Source organism: Peribacillus sp. ACCC06369, from assembly GCF_030348945.1.
Lineage (GTDB): Bacteria > Bacillota > Bacilli > Bacillales > DSM-1321 > Peribacillus.
In genome coordinates, this window is the sequence record NZ_JAUCEN010000002.1 from 3,937,640 (window position 1) to 3,955,683 (window position 18,044).

General features: G+C 42.5%; 20 protein-coding genes and 1 riboswitch. Of the genes, 4 read left to right on the forward strand and 16 right to left on the reverse strand.

Annotation, left to right across the window (positions count from 1 at the left end; genetic code table 11):
• Positions 1–176: 176 nt before the first annotated feature.
• Positions 177–491: a hypothetical protein gene (locus QUF78_RS19975; RefSeq protein ID WP_289326013.1), complete on the forward strand. Its 315-nt coding sequence runs from the start codon at positions 177–179 to the stop codon at positions 489–491.
• A gap of 58 nt (positions 492–549) precedes the next feature.
• Here the strand turns inward: QUF78_RS19975 and QUF78_RS19980 are convergent, their stop codons facing one another.
• The 4 genes from QUF78_RS19980 to QUF78_RS19995 all read right to left on the reverse strand — a co-directional run bounded on the left by QUF78_RS19980 (position 550) and on the right by QUF78_RS19995 (position 4,505).
• Complete coding sequence (locus tag QUF78_RS19980) at positions 550–1,062, reverse strand: MogA/MoaB family molybdenum cofactor biosynthesis protein (protein WP_289315362.1); 513 nt, start codon at positions 1,060–1,062, stop codon at positions 550–552.
• The gene (locus QUF78_RS19985) at positions 1,062–1,901 is read right to left on the reverse strand and encodes an EcsC family protein (RefSeq protein ID WP_289326014.1); all 840 of its coding nucleotides are present in this window, start codon (positions 1,899–1,901) and stop codon (positions 1,062–1,064) included. The genes QUF78_RS19980 and QUF78_RS19985 overlap by 1 nt, the downstream gene beginning before the upstream one ends.
• A 239-nt stretch (positions 1,902–2,140) precedes the next feature.
• Positions 2,141–3,343, reverse strand: a complete 1,203-nt coding sequence (locus tag QUF78_RS19990) for an acetate kinase (protein ID WP_289326015.1) — start codon at positions 3,341–3,343, stop codon at positions 2,141–2,143.
• Between the two features lie 175 nt (positions 3,344–3,518).
• Positions 3,519–4,505 carry a class I SAM-dependent methyltransferase gene (locus tag QUF78_RS19995; RefSeq protein ID WP_289326016.1) on the reverse strand — a complete coding sequence of 329 codons (987 nt, stop codon included), beginning with the start codon at positions 4,503–4,505 and terminating at the stop codon, positions 3,519–3,521.
• 490 nt (positions 4,506–4,995) lie between these two features.
• Here QUF78_RS19995 and QUF78_RS20000 point away from each other — a divergent pair, with 490 nt between their 5' ends.
• Positions 4,996–5,313: a hypothetical protein gene (locus tag QUF78_RS20000; RefSeq protein ID WP_289326017.1), complete on the forward strand. Its 318-nt coding sequence runs from the start codon at positions 4,996–4,998 to the stop codon at positions 5,311–5,313.
• 109 nt (positions 5,314–5,422) lie between these two features.
• Here the strand turns inward: QUF78_RS20000 and tpx are convergent, their stop codons facing one another.
• From tpx to sppA, 5 genes are all read right to left on the reverse strand, one after another.
• A complete protein-coding gene (gene tpx / locus QUF78_RS20005) occupies positions 5,423–5,923 on the reverse strand; it encodes a thiol peroxidase (protein ID WP_289326018.1) in 501 nt (166 codons plus the stop codon).
• Between the two features lie 174 nt (positions 5,924–6,097).
• The gene (gene ytfJ, locus QUF78_RS20010; RefSeq protein WP_289326019.1) at positions 6,098–6,574 is read right to left on the reverse strand and encodes a GerW family sporulation protein; all 477 of its coding nucleotides are present in this window, start codon (positions 6,572–6,574) and stop codon (positions 6,098–6,100) included.
• 15 nt (positions 6,575–6,589) lie between these two features.
• Entirely contained in the window at positions 6,590–7,282 is a 693-nt protein-coding gene (locus QUF78_RS20015) for a DUF2953 domain-containing protein (RefSeq protein ID WP_289326020.1), read from the reverse strand.
• Between the two features lie 99 nt (positions 7,283–7,381).
• The gene (locus tag QUF78_RS20020; RefSeq protein WP_289326021.1) at positions 7,382–7,921 is read right to left on the reverse strand and encodes an RDD family protein; all 540 of its coding nucleotides are present in this window, start codon (positions 7,919–7,921) and stop codon (positions 7,382–7,384) included.
• Between the two features lie 12 nt (positions 7,922–7,933).
• Positions 7,934–8,935: a signal peptide peptidase SppA gene (gene sppA, locus QUF78_RS20025; RefSeq protein WP_289326022.1), complete on the reverse strand. Its 1,002-nt coding sequence runs from the start codon at positions 8,933–8,935 to the stop codon at positions 7,934–7,936.
• Between the two features lie 481 nt (positions 8,936–9,416).
• Here sppA and QUF78_RS20030 point away from each other — a divergent pair, with 481 nt between their 5' ends.
• Complete coding sequence (locus tag QUF78_RS20030; RefSeq protein ID WP_289326023.1) at positions 9,417–10,217, forward strand: NAD kinase; 801 nt, start codon at positions 9,417–9,419, stop codon at positions 10,215–10,217.
• Between the two features lie 36 nt (positions 10,218–10,253).
• Here QUF78_RS20030 and QUF78_RS20035 read toward each other — a convergent pair whose 3' ends face one another.
• Genes QUF78_RS20035 through QUF78_RS20055 form a run of 5 tightly spaced genes read right to left on the reverse strand, consistent with a single transcriptional unit; the run spans position 10,254 to position 13,846 of the window.
• On the reverse strand, positions 10,254–11,024 hold the full coding sequence (locus QUF78_RS20035) for a TatD family hydrolase (protein ID WP_289326024.1): 771 nt from the start codon (positions 11,022–11,024) through the stop codon (positions 10,254–10,256).
• Positions 11,025–11,042: 18 nt separating this feature from the next.
• The gene (locus QUF78_RS20040; RefSeq protein ID WP_289326025.1) at positions 11,043–11,786 is read right to left on the reverse strand and encodes an ABC transporter ATP-binding protein; all 744 of its coding nucleotides are present in this window, start codon (positions 11,784–11,786) and stop codon (positions 11,043–11,045) included.
• Positions 11,770–12,552 carry an ABC transporter permease gene (locus QUF78_RS20045; protein WP_289326026.1) on the reverse strand — a complete coding sequence of 261 codons (783 nt, stop codon included), beginning with the start codon at positions 12,550–12,552 and terminating at the stop codon, positions 11,770–11,772. Before QUF78_RS20045 ends, QUF78_RS20040 begins: the two co-directional genes overlap by 17 nt.
• Entirely contained in the window at positions 12,549–12,830 is a 282-nt protein-coding gene (locus QUF78_RS20050; RefSeq protein WP_289326027.1) for a thiamine-binding protein, read from the reverse strand. The genes QUF78_RS20045 and QUF78_RS20050 overlap by 4 nt, the downstream gene beginning before the upstream one ends.
• Positions 12,831–12,841: 11 nt before the next feature.
• Positions 12,842–13,846 (reverse strand): ABC transporter substrate-binding protein, encoded by a 1,005-nt coding sequence (locus QUF78_RS20055; protein WP_289326028.1) that lies wholly within the window; start codon positions 13,844–13,846, stop codon positions 12,842–12,844.
• A 121-nt stretch (positions 13,847–13,967) separates the two neighbouring features.
• Positions 13,968–14,077: riboswitch (TPP riboswitch) on the reverse strand.
• Positions 14,078–14,394: 317 nt separating this feature from the next.
• On the opposite strand from QUF78_RS20055, the gene QUF78_RS20060 reads away from it, so the two are divergent.
• Positions 14,395–15,222, forward strand: a complete 828-nt coding sequence (locus tag QUF78_RS20060; protein ID WP_289326029.1) for a protein-glutamine gamma-glutamyltransferase — start codon at positions 14,395–14,397, stop codon at positions 15,220–15,222.
• Between the two features lie 91 nt (positions 15,223–15,313).
• Here the strand turns inward: QUF78_RS20060 and rarD are convergent, their stop codons facing one another.
• Complete coding sequence (rarD, locus tag QUF78_RS20065) at positions 15,314–16,243, reverse strand: EamA family transporter RarD (protein WP_289326030.1); 930 nt, start codon at positions 16,241–16,243, stop codon at positions 15,314–15,316.
• 79 nt (positions 16,244–16,322) lie between these two features.
• Complete coding sequence (locus QUF78_RS20070; RefSeq protein ID WP_289326031.1) at positions 16,323–17,924, reverse strand: amidohydrolase; 1,602 nt, start codon at positions 17,922–17,924, stop codon at positions 16,323–16,325.
• Positions 17,925–18,044 lie beyond the last annotated feature (120 nt).

Here is an 18,044-nt window from a genome sequence, read left to right on the forward strand (position 1 = left end):
TGTTATTTTTATTCAATCTATGATTAGTACTTTATCATCTTTATTAAAGGAATACAAGGGGTATTTTAAAGATTTCGCTAAAAAATCCGTTAATATTTTAAGGGAATTCACACATTGGATGCTTACGCAAGAATATAGTAAACTAGGAGTATTAATAATCGAATAATGGAGGGAATATGAAAGAACTATTTACTTATGATGAACGGCTTGGCATCCCCATTCCTGATTTCAACCTGGAGTGGGATGAATATACAAAAGGCGAGCAACAGCAAATACTCGTACATTGGGAGAATATCCGGGGGAGCATCCCCGACCGCATCAAGGAACTGGAATCCACCATTAACCGAAAGCAGTTTCAGCTCTCCGATGAGAGTAATTTCACCAAATCATGCCAGCTCAATTCCGAAATTGCCGAACTGGCTTCCATCATCAATGATTTATGGCTTTGGTATCGTGCCAATCAAGCCGTGAGTGAAAAGATGCATAATTAAGGCCTATTCCATGCAAAAAAAGCCACAGTTTAAAACTGTGGCTTTTTTTGCATCCCTCTTATAAATCCTTCCGAAGTTCACCAACGACATGTCCCAATTCCGGGAGAATCAATTTATTCATTGCAAGCCGAACCGCCCCTGATGAGCCTGGGGTGGAAAAAACCGCTTTGTTGTTCACGACTCCGGCATTAGCCCTGGATAGAATGGCGGCCGAACCGATATCCTCTTGATAGCTGAGCATTCGGAAAATCTCGCCAAAACCGGGAATTTCCTTGGTCATCAATTCTTTGACCGCCTCGATTGTTACATCCCTTTTAGCAATGCCAGTGCCTCCATTTGTTAAGATGACATCGACCTTACTGCTTTGGCAGCCAGAAGTGACCGCATCTTGAATCGCTTCCCGCTCATCTTTTACTATTTCATATTCCGTAACTTCATGCCCATTCGTTTTCAATAATTCCATCATCAGTGCTCCGCTTTTATCCGTTTCTTCATTACGCGTATCGCTAACGGTTATCACCTTGCAGCGAACTGCCTCCGTGATGGCTTTTTTATGATTCTTGACACTCATTATTCATCAGCCTTCTTCTCCTGTAAATACCTATATTGATAGAATTTCTGGGCAAATCCACTGACACTCCGGGTCATTTGATAATTGGACCCAGCCCCGATGGCCATGCTGATGAACGGTATGCCCCGAAACAGTTTTTTTCGAAAGACAGTAATGGATACGGCTTTCATCAGCTGCTTCAGCGGCTGTTCCATCCAGCTTGGATTCGTTAGTTCCTCGATTCCTAAATAAAAATAGTCATCTTCTGCGTTCTGGACTTCCCGAATCAATTCTTCCCAGGCTATTCCTTGGAGTCTCTTTGGCATCGCTCCTGCATTGAATACCTTAAGAGCCATCATCATTTCAAAAGGTGTATTCACCTCAACACCATAAGACATCGCAATCAGCTGTACCGTCCTGACATTGATGACCGTCATGGCCGGAATATCACTCCCTAGCAGGAGAAGGCCTCCTGATCCGCTTATCCCACCTTGTGCAAATGAATATAAGCGATGCTTAGCGATATGCTGGTTGGCTATGTAATTCAACTGATCGATCGATAAGAGATTCAAGTCACTCAGCGTTTCGATATCTTCATTAAACACACGCGCAGATGCTAAAGTCCGCTCTCTTGCATCTATTTGAACTTGTGAGCTCTGAACCATGGCATGCAAATGAAAAAGCCAGGTATCCAGCTTTTCAAAAAACTGTTGTTGGACGTTTTCCGGAAGCAGGGCAAACCCCTGCTCTAACCATTTATCATACAATGCAGCCAGATCCGTTGGCTCATACTGATAAAGATTTTCCTGCCATTCACTAATTTCATTCCAAATTTCCATTTCCCGATTCGTGAATTCCATGCATCAAGCCTCCTATGTACAGAATTGGTGGATTCTCCCTTAAGTATACCATAGAGGACGGCTTTTCAAGAATAGATGATGGGGATCCAGAGTTCAAGAGGATGGGTTTCATGAAAGATATCCATAAAGAAAAGCCATAAGAGGACGGCTATTGGGGGTGAAATCATTTGAATCGCCGCATTCATAGAAAAGACCCCCTTACCAGAGGATTGATAGGTAAGGAGATCCTAATAAAAAAATCAGGAAGTCATGTTTTCCAAAGCTATTTTCATGGTATCCCTGACAATCATGATTTCTTCATTAGTTGGGATGACCATAACTTTCACGGGGGAATAAGGTGTATTGATGAACGCTTCCTTACCCGAAGTGCGATTGAGATCCTTATCCCAATATACCCCCATGAATTCAAGTCCCTCCAAGATTTTCCCCCTAATGGTTTGACTGTTTTCACCGATGCCCGCTGTAAAAATGATGCCGTCCACACCTCCCATTTTAGCTGAATAGGAGCCTATGTACTTATGAATCCGATCTGCAAACACTTCAAGTGCGAGTTCAGCACGCTCATTGCCTTTATCCGCTTCAACCTGAATATCGCGCAGGTCGCTGGAAAATCCTGAAAGGGCTAGGATTCCGCTTTTCTTATTCAGGACATCCAACACTTCATCTGCTGTTTTTCCCGTCTTCTCCATGATATAAGGAATCAGCGCAGGGTCAATGTTGCCTGAACGCGTTCCCATTGTAACACCCGCCAATGGTGTAAATCCCATTGATGTATCAATCGATTTACCGCCCTTTATGGCAGTAATGCTTGCACCATTCCCTAAATGGCAGGATAACAAGCGAAGCTGTTCTATTGGGCGGCCAATCATTTCGGCAGCCCGCTGCGACACATATTTATGAGAAGTGCCATGAAACCCATACTTCCTTATTCCATAGTTTTCATAATATTCAAAGGGTAAGCTGTACAAATATGAACCCGCTTCCATCGTTTGATGAAAAGCAGTATCGAATACGGCAACCGCAGGAACATCACCAAGTATTTGCCTGAAGGCTTTGATTCCAGTGATATTGGCGGGATTATGAAGGGGTGCCAACTCGGAAAGCTTTTCGATTTCCTTGATTACGTCCTCCGTAATCAAGACGGAGTCACTGAACACCTCACCACCATGCACAACCCGATGCCCTACGCCATCTATCTCTTCAAAGGAGTCAATGATGCGATGGTCAATCAGCTTTTTCAACAAAAGCCTTACAGCCACATCATGATTGGGTATATGCACCGTTTCAGATACATTTTCGCCTTCGACGCTCAAAGTGAATGTGGAATTTTTCAAGCCGATCCGTTCTACAAGAACCTTGGTAATTACGTTTTCACTTGGCATCTCAAAAAGTTGAAACTTCAATGATGAGCTGCCAGCATTAATAGCCATGATTTTTGACATCCATCCTGCTCCTTTACTCTAAGATAGTACTTCCATTGTTCATTCCAACGACCGTGCAGTGTATTGTACAATCTTATCATGGCAAGTGGATTCAACCAAATATAATGAAAAATGAAAAAAACACTTTTTCAAAAAAAAAATGAAAGCCAATGCCTATGGCATCAGCTTTCATTGACTATTTTTCCTCTTTAAACCAGTCATCCATCTGTTGCATGACAGACCTTGTCGCTTCAAAATCCGAAAGCTTCGGAAGTTGTACGAGCAGTGCCTTCTTCGGGGCTTCGATACCCTCTTTTTTCTTTTGAAGGATCAGGATGCTTTTCGCAGCCGCTTCACTTTTAAACATGGAAAGCGGCAGTTGCACCATCCCTTGGATATGTGTATGCTTCTTCAGGAAATCATTGAGTTTCGGCGCTTCCTCCGAGACGAACAAGTTATTCGGGACAATGAAGAATAGGTGTCCGCCATCCTTGACATGTTTAACACTTTGCTCAATAAACAAATGGTGTGCATACGAATGTCCATTATCGGCCTTCAATTCATATTCAGCTGAACGCACATCATTCGGGTAATAACCAATCGGCAAATCACTGACCACAACATCCGAAGGATCGATGAAAAGCGGCTCCAAGCTGTCCTGGTTGAAAAATTGCACCGGATGTTCTTGCAGGTTGGCACCTGCATAAGCAAGCCTGATCAAGGTTTCATCAATCTCGACACCATATGATGCGATGCTTTTATCTGTAAGTTGATTCAAGATCGCAAATAGTAAGTTCCCCGTTCCGATGGCCGGATCGAGCATGACTAACTCTTTTTGATCCTTGGTGAATTTACCGACTAAATAGCTGACGAACATGCCGACTGCATCCGGGGTCATATGATGATTCGGTTGAACACTCTGCTGCATGCCTTTTAAAATAGCAAGCTGGTACGCTTTACGAATTGCTTCCTTCTCATATTTCTCAGGTGAAAAATCTGCATAATGCTTCACTAACCTTTTCTTCGATACTTCACTGATTTCCTCCTGCAGGACTTTCCCTTGGAAGAAATTCTCGCCCGTTTCACCTAGGGCATCCAGATACGTACATGATAGTTCACTTTGCAATATTTGGGCTGTTTCATCAAATTCATAAAATAATTGTTCAACTGGGGTAGACTTCACTTATTTATTCCTCCTGTTTTCTTCTGTCCCTATTTTAAAGGTAAGAAGAAAGAGATACAAGCCGGACGCCCTACTTATCAACCTTCGTTTGTTTAACGTACTGTTTTCCTATATGAAAGTCCGGATATAAGGAATCTCTCGCGCGCCACTTTTTTCAAAATTTTTAACCATGAGTAATTAAAAGGTAAATGAAATACAGGGTGTACAATTTGGACGTTGATTTCCGCTCCAGGCACTCGCTTTCCGCGGGCGGCCTGGGAGCCTCCTCTCCAATCAACTTTGTTATAAAATTTAGATATAAACCATACCCGAGGAGTTGAAGATATTGCTTTGGGTCAGTTGGTTCGGGAACATCATTTTATCACAGTTACGTTTTCCGAAGCCCTTTTGTCTACAAACTGAAATACAGGGTTGTTGCCCTGTATTTTTTATTACTTGGAAAGGCTCAATGAATTCCCAAACAGAATACCATACAGGAGGTGGTGATCATATGGATAATGAATATCAATACTATCATGGGCCGGTTAATCCGATAAATCAGGAACATGATACACAGTCAGCAGATGAATTCAACAGGCAACAACAAGGATTTCAACAAGGTTTTAGACAAGGATTTCGGCAAGGGTATCGACAAGGGTATCGAGAAGGATTTCGAGCAGGGCAACAAGCGGGGTTTTTTCCAGGACCTCATCAAAGACAAATGCCGTCGTGGCCTAATGAAATTGACATAAAAGTTGGTACACCTAATGGTCAAGAGTGGTCTGGCAAGATTGTTTTACCACTAAATGGTCCGATTTTGGAGCCATAACAAAATCCAGCATATAATAAAAGGAACCTGTCAAAAAATAATACAACACAATGCACTCTTAAAAACAAAAAACCGGGCACATTGCGCCCGGTTTCTACTAATTTGCATCTTATTTTGCTGCTTTAGCCGCTTCGATTGCACCCTCGTAATTTGGATGGTTAGTACCTTCACCAACATATTCTACATATGTGATTTCATCGTTGCTGTTCACAACGAATACAGAGCGTGCCAATAGACGAAGTTCTTGCATGACAACTCCATAGGCTTCACCGAATGAAAGGTCACGGTGATCGGAAAGAACTTGAACATTGTCCAAGCCACTGGCAGCACACCAGCGTTTTTGCGCGAAAGGAAGATCGTTGCTGATCGTCAGTACTTTCACATTATCCAATTTTGCCGCTTCTTCATTGAATTTACGTGTCTGTGCATCACATACACCAGTATCCACGGATGGAACTACGCTGATAATGCGGACAGAACCTTTGGAGTCGCTTAATGTAACCGGCGATAAGTCATTAGCCAATACTGTAAAATCAGGTGCTTTGTCCCCAACTTTTAGTTCTGATCCCACTAAAGTAATCGGGTTGTTTTTAAATGTAACTGAAGCCATTAATAATTCCTCCCTTTTCTGCTATATGTACAAGCATAATAATATTTGTTTTACCGGAATTTTGCAATTAATTGAATTGGGAAATGTGAATGGTGCTTGCAATGACATCCAAGCTTTTTATGGTGTAATGCAGACTGCAGCAAAAAAGAAAACTCGGCGGATGCCGAGTCGCTGTTAGAAATCTATATCCTGTTTAGGTTCTTGGTACCTCTTTACAGCTGGTTGACTGCTACCTTGATTACTGCCTTGATTTTGATTACTGTCTTTCTTGGATAGCATGGACTGAATCTTATCGACGACTTGTGGAGCTAAATCCATCATTTTTTCGAGAAGGTGCGTCCCTTCATCCAGATGAATCATTTTCACGCCATGGGAACCGACAATCAAAAAGGCAATTGGTGTTATGGAAACCCCACCGCCGCTACCGCCTCCAAAAGGCTGCTTTGAATCACCTTGCTGACCTTGATGGTTTCCATCCATAACAAATTCGCTGCCACCGGCTGCAAAACCAAATCCAACTTTGGATACGGTTAAAATGACACTTCCATCAGGAGTTTCCACCGGATCTCCGATGATCGTGTTCACATCGACCATTTCTTTCAGATTTTCCATCGCTTCTTTCATTAAACCTTGGATCGGATGATCTGACATTTAAATTCCTCCACTCTAGAACGATTGTTTATTGGAATCACCTGATAGCTTCGCTAATTTCCTGGACTTGAAACGCGGCTTTCCGCCTTTCCAATAACGAAGCAGTTTTATTCCAGTCACCATAGCCTGCCCGATTCTAAATTGTAATATGCAGGAAATCGCCGTATTGGCCTGCCATCTCTGAAAGTCGGGTGTAATGGAATAGGAGGGCATGATCCGGAAGTTGAAATAGGTTGTCAGCAAACCGATGATTGAACCTTTAAGTGCCCAGCATGCTCCTGTTAAAACACCGGTGTGTGCAGCGTTTTTAGTACCGACCATACTATGCCAGGTGAACTTTTTGACTTGGACTTTCCCTGCGAATTGACGGACGATCCTATGAAATCCGACAATATGCTGAAGCATTTCCAGACTGTCGGCGAATCCATCACGCAAATCTTCGGGTGTGATTTTTTTCTTTTCTTCCTTTTTGGTTTTTCCGTTCATTTCTTGCTCTTCCTTTACTACTACAGTTGCCGAGTCATCTTCCATTTTGATGACCGGAACCTTGAATGTATAATGAAAAAGCCCATACCAAGCTGATAATTTAATATGTATTTGGTCATTCGTTTGGACACGTTTGTAGTCGATGGACACTCTTACTTTAGTAAAAACAACAATAAGCAGCACCAAAATGAGGATACCCATAATCAACAAAAGCCACTTCATGCACCCACACCCCTTCAAGCTATCATTATCGGCATATGCAAAAAAAATAAACCTGCAAAAGCGAAAATCCGCTCTTACAGATTTATTAATGGAAGATAATCACCTTCTGATCAAAACAACACCCGTGTCAGCAAAAACATCATGCAAAGCCTGTTTCTTCGGTAATAGGCCTGCCAAGAGATAGCCAATCCAAGTGACTTTTGAAATATAGCGGCCAATCAACTCCCTGAACAATACCGTACCCCATGTAATGGTTTTTGCCCCTTCCTTCAATGCAACGACTTTCAGTCCAAAAATCATCTTGCCAAGGGTTTGGTTCAAGAATTTGGTCATCAAAACAAAGTATAAGAAAAATACGATCCCTGTTAAGAAACCCTCTGCGGAAAACCAAAGATCATCTGTCCCTTCATAAAACTTGAAGATGGGATGAATTAAAATCCGGTTCAAACTTCCGATAACCAACAGATCGGCTAAATAGGCCCAAAACCTCATCCAAAAACCAGCAAAATGCACTTTCGTGACTTCGCCATCATCCACTGCCTTCTTGGCCGGTGTAAATTCCTGCTGAACGGGAACCCCTTGATCTGCCATTAGATTGGATGAAGCGATTTGTTCATTGTTTTCATTTCGTTCCGTCATCCTTCATTCCCCCTATTCCGCATACAAATACATTAAGCGTGGAGAATTTGAAGAGGAAAGGATTTTTGTCAAGACTGCCGTTTCCACATCATTTCCCAACATTTTTTGCGCTCCCATACTGAATAATGAACCGAAACCTGCCTCATCTGTATAACGGATAACTTGTGCATCTTTATTACCGATATCCGTTTTCATCGCGGCAATTACATCATCCAAATGGCCGAAATCATCTATTAGATGGTTTTCTTTAGCCTGACGCCCATCATAGATGCGGCCATCGGCGATTTCCCTTACTTCCTTCTCTGTCATACCGCGTCCGTCTGCAATGATTTTTACAAATTGATCATAAGAATTATCAATCATGTCTTGGAGGATTTCACGTTCATCTCCAGTCATTTCCCGGGTCGGACTCATTATATCTTTGTGTGGTCCGCTTTTGATGGTTTCGAACTCAACACCATACTTCTTGGCTAACTTTTCGTAATTATACCCCTGCATGATGACACCAAGTGAACCTGTCATCGTTTCTGGGCTAGCGTAAATCTTATCGGCTGGTGCAGAAATATAATATCCACCGGAAGCCGCCACCGACCCCATTGAAACATATACAGGTTTTTTCACTTTTTTAATATCAAGGATCTTGTCATAGATCTCCGCACTTTCGACGACTCCGCCGCCTGGCGAATTCACCCTTAGTATGATTCCTTTGATATCATCATTTTCCTCTGCCATCTTCAACTTATCCATGAAGGCACGGTGATTATATGTTGTTGAACTAAGTAATGAAGCTTCTCCTGTATCTTGAATCGTGCCCTCTACATCAAATACGGCAATGACATTAGTTAAATCATCGCCTTCTATGACTTCCTCGTAAAATGCACTTTCGGAAGCAAATAATCCATCAATGATATTTTCCGTATCCGCTGTAAATAGAGTCGTAGCCGCCCCTACAGCAACGGAAACAAAAAATAAAACGGCTGCAATTCCAAGTGCTGCCCAACGCTTTCCATTCATCTGTTTTCCCCCTTAAATATATGTATCCTTCTTACCATACGAACTGCATACAAAAATGTTTCATTCCATGATAAAACAAGACATATAAAATTGTAGCAAATAATCCTCAAATTGGAAATGAATTGGTGCATTTTGCATGATTTGCATTTACCTAAACAGGAAAAAGTATGCCCTTTCATCGCTGCACATACTGGGGGGGAAACATTATATACAGCGAAAAAATATTATTTTCAAGTTACAATTCATAGATGCAGAAAAGTTTGCTCCCTCATGGCTAAAAAAAAAATAGCATCGTTTATTCATGCAAGAGTGTCCTTTTTCTCTTCGATACCCTTCCTCAAAGGAATAACAAAAGTGCTTCATTCCATGCTAAAATAAATCATATAAACGTGTACGAAGTGTGTATCCGCTTTTGTACTTCCGCTTTTTGTCGAGGGAAAAGTAAGCCTTTTCATCACTATTCATACTAGGGGGGAACATGATGAACACTCGAAGGAATATCTATTTTTTCCATGCTCCGAATGCAGAGATGCTTAACAAGGTCGAATACTTATCAGGCTTGGCGAAGCAACATTCGTATGAAGTCATCCAAGATTTCACAAAAGCGAATATCATCGTAAGCATCGGTGATGACGGCACATTCTTACAGGCAGCCCGTAAAACTGGATTCAGGGATGACTGTTTATATGCGGGCATATCCACCACAGGCAACTTGAATATGTATTGCGATTTCCACTTGGAAGACACGGATAAAATGATCGATGCCATGACAAGAGAGCAAATCGAGGTACGTAAATATCCAACCATCGAAATCCAATTGGACGAACAGCCCTCCTTTTATGCCCTCAATGAACTAAGTATCCGGTCTTCCATCACCAAAACGTTCATCATGGATATTTTCATTGATCAACTCCATTTTGAAACTTTTCGCGGGGACGGAATCATCATTGCGACTCCGACCGGAAGCACCGCCTATAATAAATCGGTCAATGGGGCCGTTGTGGATCCCCTTCTCCCTTGCTTTCAAGTGAGTGAGCTTGCTTCCATCAATAACAATACCTATCGGACCCTGGGTTCTTCATTCATCCTAAGCGGGGACAAGACGTTGACCGTCCACCTTGAACAAAACGGGCCAAGCTATCCGATCATCGGAATGGACAATGAAGCATTAAGCATCAACCATGTCGAAAAGGTAAAGGTCCGGTTAAGCGGTAAAGTCATCAAGACCGTAAAGCTAAAAGACAATTCCTTTTGGGAAAAGGTTAAAAGGACCTTTCTATAACGAACTAAAGGTACCGGATTATGATATCCGGTACCTTTATATATGATAAAAATCTTTGGTATTTTGATAAAGGATTTCATAGACATCCTCAATAGGCAATCTTTTAACAGAAGCGATTTGACGCACACTGTCATGCATCATGCCGGGATGGGTCCATTTCCCTTTGAAAACCCCTTCAAATGGCCATGGACCATCCGTTTCAATCATCATCAGCTTAAGTGGGTATGCCGAAACCAATTCCTGTATTTCCCTCTCATAACAAACATCAGGTGTAATCGAAATGCTGTAGCCCTTTTCGGCCATTCGTTCGATTGTCCTGATATCACCTTTAAACCAATGAAAGTGTGCCTTTGTGATTTGATGTTTTTCCAAAAGATCGCAAACGATAGGTGCATCATCATGGACGGCATGAAGAATAACCGGCTTTTCAACCTCTTTAGCTAAAGCCAGGAACCTCTCCAGTATCTCTATATACGCTGAGTGATCAATATCGGGATTTTCCTGCCTTAAGTAATAGGGCAGCCCAACCTCACCTATAGCAAACATATTGTGCACATGTACCCTTATCCAGTTCAATAATTCGTCCACTTCTTCATTACTCGGTAAGGGCTGCTCTGGATGAAAACCGAAGGCAGGCTTAATTCGTGAATCTTTGCGTGAAAGCTGATAATTGTTAATGGAAGAAGTCAAATTCATGGAAACAGTCAGTAACGATTCCACATGAACCTTGTCCATATCAGTTAGAATCTGCTTCTGCTCACTTTCTTCATACCTATCCAAATGGATATGGCTGTCGATGATTCTCAAGTTTAGTCGCCTCCTTAATTAAGTCGAAACAGTTGGCTTTAGTGCTGCATATAATTCTCTCTTCAAATGGAAAAATTCATCACTAAGCAGCTGTTCTTCACTTCTTGGCCTTGGAAATGGCACTGCCACTTCTTTGATGACAGCAGCGGGTTTTGCTGATAACACATATATTCTATCTGAAAGGAAAACGGCTTCATCGATGCTATGCGTAACAAAAAGCACCGACCTCCGATTTTCTTCCCAAACGGACAGCAGCCATTCTTGCATTTGCAATCTTGTCAGTTCATCCAAGGCAGAAAAGGGTTCGTCCAGGCACATCAAGTCCTGTTGACTTAAGATACTCCGAATGAATGCGGCCCTTTGCTTCATGCCTCCAGATAATTCATGCGGATATGCTTTCTCGTACTCTGCTAATCCAGCTTTCATCAAAAGGGCTTTTGCCTTTTCTTTATCTCTGATCCCAGCAAGCTCGCTTCCAAGCAAAACATTTTCCAATACCGTTCTCCAAGGTAAAAGGGAAGGCTGCTGCGGCATATAGCTTATATGGCCCTTTAAGCCATTTATCTTTTTACCGTCCAGCGAAATGTTGCCATGATCCGGCTTCAAAATACCGCCTATCAAGTGGAACAATGTACTTTTACCACTGCCGGATGGCCCAAGGATTGTGACAAATTCTCCATCTTCCACATGGAAATCCATATTCTCTAAAATATTCTGTTTACCATCGAAAGAATAGGAGACATCTTTAATTTCCAGCTTCATCCTTTTCACCCTCCTTTCTCTTCCATGAAACTAAGTATTTCTCCAGGAAGGTGATGATCCAAAAAAAGAGCAGGCTCATTCCCATAATGATGAAAATGGCAACAAACACCCGATCTGTCCTGAACGCAGAGGAAGCGAGCGTCATATAAACACCAATCCCCGACTTTGCCCCAAGCCATTCCGAAATAACCGCACCCATTACACTATAGGTGGCCGAAATTTTCAGGCCCGAGAAAATGAACGGGATCGAGTGAGGAAGTTCAAGCTTCCAAAATAACTGGTTTTTTCCCGCTCCCATCATCTTGAAATAATGCTTGAGTTCGTATGGTGTCTGGCGAAAACCGTCCAATGAAGCAACCGCAACCGGAAAAAAACATACTAGCGAAATGACGATTAACTTAGGCATCATGCCAAAGCCAAACCAAATTACTAAAAGCGGTGCCAAAACTATGATAGGTATATTTTGTGATAGTATGAGCAGAGGGTAAACCGCGTCCTTTACGCCTGGAAACAGATGTAGGATTGCTGCGATTAATAATCCAATGCAGCTTCCAATAAAAAAACCCGATAACGCAAGCTCAGTTGTTGATGAAAGGTGACCAAAAAGATTCTGGGACGACTCAATTCCTTCAATGAAAATGGCCGACGGAGCGGGAAGCAGCCATTTTTCAACCTTTAATAAGACTGTCACTGACTCCCATATTATCAGCAACAATAATAAAAGAAAGAAGGGAGCCCCCTTCTTCCAAATTACCCTTCCGGTCATGCCCGATATTTCTCCGTTAACGTATCCATCGTAATTCCGCTCGGCTGATATAATATTTTCACTTGGGATATGACATTCGGCGAGCCTAATTCAATCATTCTTACATTCATTTTTTCTATCACGGCAAAAAGTTCGGAAAGCTCACCCTCCATTGTCGTTTCTAGCGGGTGAACTTCATACTTGATACCTGATTCATCAATGATCTTGATTGCTTCGTCAACCAAAGGGATGACATCCCCTTTAGGAATAATTTGTATACTAATTAATGAATTGGCCATTGTATTTCCTCCTATTTTGGTAAAAATTCATTGGTAAATGCTTTTTCAGGATTGAAATCACCTTCAAGAAGCTTATTTTCCGTCATCCAATCACTGTAATTCTTCCAAATTTCAAGCTTTTGTTCACCCCAACGCGGAGCATCATCCTGATACTTAGCCGCAAGCCACTCCTGGCTTTTCTTCACTAGTTTTGCATCAAGATCCGGGGCAGACTTAATTAGCACGTCTGCTGCATCACCAGGGTTCTTTATCGCAAACTGGTACCCTTTCGAAGCTGCATGAACGAATGCTTTAACAGTCTCGGGATCCTCTTTTATCATCTTTTCATTCGTTGTCAAAACAGGTGTATAGTAATCGAGCTTATCCGAGTATTCGGTTAAGTAAACCATATTAAGCTTTTCATTTCGCAACTCTGCCTCAATACCTGTCCACCCATAATATATCCAGGCAAAATCTATATCCCTTTTAACCGAAGTGAAAAAATCCGTGTCTCCTGTATTCACTATATCCACTTTATTTACATCCGCATTTTCTTCTTTCATTAGTGAATCAATAATGGCCTTTTCAACCGGAGACCCCCAGCCACCATACGTTTTTCCTTCAAAATCCTTGGGTGTTTTAATGTTTTTTGCCTCAGGTGAAGCAAATCCAGAGGTATTGTGCTGGATGACAGCAGCTACCGAAACAATCGGGACGCCTTGCACGCGGGCCTGCGTAATGCCCTCCTGGTAGCCCACGCCAAATTCGGATTTCCCTGAAGCGACAAGCTTATCAGCTCCAGCTTCACCTGGCATGATAATATCCACATCCAGACCTTGTTCTTTAAAATATCCTTTTTCCTTGGCTACATACAAACCTGAATGGTTTGTATTCGGTGTCCAATCGAGTACGACCGATACCTTTTTTAATTCTTTATTGCCTTCATTTTTAGATGCTTCTTCTTTTTCATTAGTTCCGCCTGCACCGCATCCAGCCAAAAGGAACAACGAAGTCAACAGTGGTAAGAATTTATTCAAGTTATTATCCTCCTACACATCATATAAGATCCATATGCCGGAACCATAATGGGGCGCCAGGGTCTATAAAAATACAAAAAACGCCCGAAGATGAATTCGGACGTTAACATACAAAACAGAAAGTCAGTAATAATATGTTCCCTCCGCTGGCATCATCCAGATCAGGTTCAAAGAGTCAGCATCTAAAGGACGCAATCTCAGCCAGCTTTACTGGCCCCCCTACATTTCTCGCACATATGAACTTTTCTCTCTCATTATATCAATTCATTCAGAAAAGGGAATACTAATTTGCTCCTTCTCCCTAATTGGAAAGGTATTCCTTCTAAATGTTTAGCACAGCCACCAAAACATCTTTTTGGAATGATAATCATTGTTAGCAAAATGATCATCCCTTTTGCCATACCAATCATTCTCGGTTGCCCTCATGCCTGAAACGCTCCAAATGGTCATTTCTTTGCATGCATTCATATAATGAGCATAACCTGTAGACTTTTTTGTGTACTGGTTTTATAAACCCTTCATTTCATAAGCAAAAGGTGGATATGGTCATGATAAAGATTAATCACAAATGGTTAGATGTCAGTCAAATCCAACCAGGTATAGTATCTGATACATCGCTTGAAATTCTCCAATTGCTGGCGGAAGATTCTAACGCTTTTGAATACCGGAACTTCGGATACCTTAATTTCGATATACAACTGAGGCACCGAGTCATCGATGCCGCCATTTCGTTAGATAAAAGTGGTCCAGAATTTTCCACACTTGATGAATCGGCAAGCAATGAACAATATTGGCGCGTTTCAAAGGATGGCACATTTACCCTTCAGCCAGGGATTGCCCCTCATGCTGCACTCCTGGACATTTTCTTGAATGGAAGGCTTTACGCCTTCGAATGCGGTACAGCGATAGTCGTCACTTTTTTAAAGGCCATTTTGGATTTAATCGGCCCTAGGAATTTTGACTATCTTTTTTCAAACCTATTTCTATATGACTTTCGCCCTCCAAGCAATATGGCTCTTAATATTCATCAAGGAACGGATTATTTACCAGGGGATTGCGTTTACTTCGAAAACCCTGATCACGACGAGGAAACTCCTGAATGGCAAGGTGAAAATGCCATATTATTAGGGAACAACCTCTTTTATGGACACGGGATCGGGATTACCACTGCACAAGGAATCATCGATGAATTAAATAGCAATAGAAAGCCGAATGCCACCATTTCGGCATCCCTGACAACGCATATCATTAGCTTGGATAGTTCCTTCTATAGCCAATTCCTGGAAAACACCCCTCGTGCAATGCCCGTTCACAGTCCTGTCAGCCTTTCCAATTGTATTGTTTCTGAAATAGGTCCGAAGATTTACCTTTCATGACCCTGGCATTTCCCCTATGCCGTAAAACCGTTTTATTATATACCGGCATAAAAAAATGCTTGGGAGAGATCTCCCAAGCATTTTTTCTTATTCACGCACCAATATTCCCTTTGCCTTTAAACCTTCGGGCACTTGCCTGACCCCATTTCGTAATGGATAGCGTATAAACCGCCAAGGCTGACCATATGAATAAAAACGCTAAAAGATGTGCTTTGGTAAAACTTTCATGATAGACGAATACCCCGATCAATAAGGATAAGGTCGGAGCAATATACTGAAAAATGCCCAGCATCGATAACGGGATCTTCTCCGCCCCTTTTGCAAAATATAAAAGTGGCAAGGCCGTGACAATCCCACCGCCCACCAACAGCAAGCTTGTGCTTCCCGCTGTAAAGAATTGCATTTCTGATTGGTTCATCAAGTATATCAGGTAACCCAGGGCCAGAGGCGTTACCATCATCGTTTCTAGCGTCAGCCCGATCGCCGACTCGGCCTTGATCATTTTTTTTGCCAGACCATATAATCCAAAGGTCATGGCCAAAACAAGAGAGACCCACGGGATCGTACCGAAATGAATGCCAAGGATCAAGACTCCGATTCCTGCAAGCAGGAACGATAAGATTTGTGCCCCGCTCAATTTTTCTTTTAAGACTATCACTCCCAATAGTACACTGACTAGCGGATTGATATAATATCCAAGGCTCGTGTCGAGGATCCGTCCTGAGTTAACGGCCCAGATGAACACACCCCAATTAGCAGTAACGAGCAGCGACGCCGTTAGTAATGCTGCAAAGAGTTTGGGATTTCGCATAATGATTTTTACATAATCTAGAAACGCTTGCCATTTTTTCATGAACATCAATAAAACCAGCATGAAAACGAAAGACCATAATACCCTCTGAGCTAAAATTTCCGTAGCACCGACTCCCTGAAGGAACTTCCAGTAAATCGGCACGACTCCCCACATCATGTAAGAAAGGGCTGCATAGATCGCCCCTTCTTTTTGTTCATCCACTTTCATAACCTGCCTTCTTTCCATTTACATTCCTTTATCGAATTCCATTTAACTATTTTGTATATCCATTCCTTTTTTGCAACCGTTAGTTTTTATCATACATGATTCTGTCATCGATGACCGTCATGACCGCCTCAGCTTTAAGGAGATCATCCGGCGCAACAGCAAAGACATCCAGATTAAACACGGTAAAATCGGCATCATACCCTTTGATGATCTGACCGCGGCGTTTTTCCTGGCCGATTGCCGCAGCACTCCCTTTTGTATAAAGTGCGAAGGCCTCGTAAACGGAAAGCCTTTCATCCAAGCCATATACGGTACTGTCCTCACTGTTTATTTTCGTTCTTGTGACAGCTGCATGAATGCCCAAAATTGGATTTAATGGCTCAATGGGCGCATCTGACCCGCCCGCACAAATAATGCCCAAATTCAAATAGGTCTTCCATGCATAGGAGGATTCCAATAGATTGGCCGGAACCTTTTCTTCCACCCACGGAAAATCGGACGGGACGAAACCCGGTTGGATATCAAAGATGACCGGCAGCTTTGCTGCCCGCTCCAACAGCTCCGGCCGGACGATCTGAGCATGAATGAGCCGGTCCCTCTGTCCCTCCTTCACGGGGTGGGTTTCAAGTGCATTCAAGACGTATTCAAAAGCGAGATCGCCAATGGCATGGACAGCAATCGGCATTCCGGCATCCCTTGCTTTTCCTACCCATTCCTGAAGCTCATTTTCAGTGAATATCGCGACACCATTCGTATTCTGTTGATCTACATAAGGCTCGCTCAACAGGGCTGTGCGTCCGCCTAAGGAGCCGTCAGTAAAAATCTTCATGCTATCGAATTTGATATATTGCGTACCTTCTTGATAGCGGCCGCCTGCTGCCAGCATTTCTTCAAACGCTTCGTGATGGACGAGTAAATTGGCGCGAAAAGCCATTTCCCTGTCCTCGATTACCGATTTAAACGCCTGATATGTCGGCATGAAGCCATTATAGTAATGGAGGTCTTCCGTATGCCCGCCAGTCAAACCTAGCCTATATGCGTCTTCTATGGCCTCTGTGAGTGCGGTTTCGATATAGTCTTGGTCAATGCCAGGAAGGCTGTCTAAAATCAGGTTCTGCGCCTGGCTTTCTTTAAATAAACCATTTAGCCGTCCATCAGGATAACGGCAGATCACCCCGCCAGACGGTTCTTTTATATCTTCTTTAATACCCGCTTCCAAAAGGGCGCGGGTATTGACCACCAAGGCATGACGGCAGATCCTTTTCAATATGATGGGATGTTCTGTCGATATCGCGTCAAGCTCATCCCGTAATATCAATTCGGGACTGGTCCATTCATTTTCATTCCAGCCCTCGGCGACAATCCACTTTCCAGCCGGAGTCTTAGAACACTTTTCCTTCAAGGCAACCATGATGGCTTCCCTGCTATCCATCAAGGAGAGGTCAAGACGAAGCAGTCTTTCACCATGCCCGACCAAATGTAGGTGACTATCCACTAAACCCGGCAGCATGGTTTGTCCTTTTAAGTCGATTTCCCTGGAAATATTGCCGGCATATTCATTTTTTAAATAGTCAATGCTTCCGGTATCAACAATTACCCCCTTTTCAGTATAGAGCGCCTCCACTTGATCCTTTTCTTTAATCATCGTATAAATAGATCCATTGAACCATAACGTTCCCATTCCGGCTTTACACTCCTTATAAAATGATTCTTGCTATGCAGATATGCAGTAAGTTTACCATCTCATTTCACGAATTCCCATATTTATGATTTTAAGCAGCCCCTGTTAAAAAAACGCCAG